The organism is Ruegeria sp. CDSA193, from assembly GCF_059611885.1.
Genome location: NZ_JBXWPN010000019.1, coordinates 1 through 1,272 on the forward strand (window position 1 = coordinate 1; position 1,272 = coordinate 1,272).

1 protein-coding gene is annotated in these 1,272 nt (G+C 60.7%); it reads right to left on the bottom strand.

The window, feature by feature from the left end:
* The coding region (gene glyA / locus AC2FLG_RS20440) for a serine hydroxymethyltransferase (RefSeq protein WP_496679944.1) at positions 1-1,272 on the bottom strand (1,272 nt) is incomplete at its 5' end.

Genomic DNA, 1,272 nt, shown 5'->3' on the forward strand with positions numbered 1-1,272 from the left:
TTACAAGTTTGGATAGATTGGGAATCTGGCGCATAGGTTTGCGACTTCGGTTTTGACTTTGGCCTCGACCTCACCGTTACCGTCCTCGCCATTTGCGGCCAGACCGTCGACCACTTCGATGATCCAGTCGGCGATCTGGCGGAACTCGGCCTCGCCGAAGCCGCGGGTGGTGCCTGCGGGGCTGCCAAGGCGGATGCCGCTGGTCACCATCGGTTTTTCGGGATCGAACGGGACACCGTTCTTGTTGCAGGTGATATGCGCCCGGCCCAGTGCCTTTTCGGTCGCGTTGCCTTTGACGCCTTTAGGGCGCAGGTCCACCAGAACCACATGGGTGTCGGTGCCGTGGGTGACTGTGTCGAGCCCACCTTTGATCAACTGGTCCGACAGGGCCTGTGCGTTGGTGACCACCTGGGCGATGTAGTCCTTGAACTCGGGTCGCAGTGCTTCGCCAAAGGCCACGGCCTTGGCCGCGATGACATGCATCAGCGGGCCGCCCTGAATGCCAGGGAAGATGGCCGAGTTCACTTTCTTGGCGATCGCCTCGTCATTGGTCAGGATCATGCCGCCCCGCGGACCGCGCAGGGTTTTATGCGTGGTGGTGGTAGCCACATGCGCATGCGGGAAGGGCGATGGGTGTGCGCCTGTCGCGACCAGACCGGCGATATGGGCCATGTCGACATGCAGATAGGCGCCGACCATGTCCGCGATCTCGCGCATGCGGGCAAAATCAATGATGCGCGGAATGGCCGACCCGCCTGCGATGATCAGCTTGGGCTGATGCTCTTTCGCCAGCGCTTCGATCTGGTCATAGTCGATCTGGTTGTCCTGTTTGCGCACACCGTAATGGACGGCGTTGAACCACTTGCCCGACTGGTTGGGTGCGGCGCCATGGGTCAGGTGGCCCCCCGCATCCAGGCTCATGCCCAGGATGGTGTCGCCGGGTTTGATCAGTGCCTGGAACACGCCCTGGTTTGCCTGAGAGCCAGAGTTCGGCTGGACGTTTGCAAAGCCGCAACCGAACAGCTGCTTGGCGCGGTCGATGGCCATATTTTCAGCGATATCAACAAATTGACACCCGCCATAGTAACGCCTGCCGGGGTATCCTTCGGCGTATTTGTTAGTCATCACCGAGCCCTGCGCTTCCATCACGGCAGCAGAGACGATGTTCTCGGACGCGATCAATTCGATCTCGTCGCGCTGACGGCCCAGCTCGGACGTGATCGAGCCGAACAGCTCTGGGTCGCGCGCTGAGAGAGACTGGGTGAAAAAACC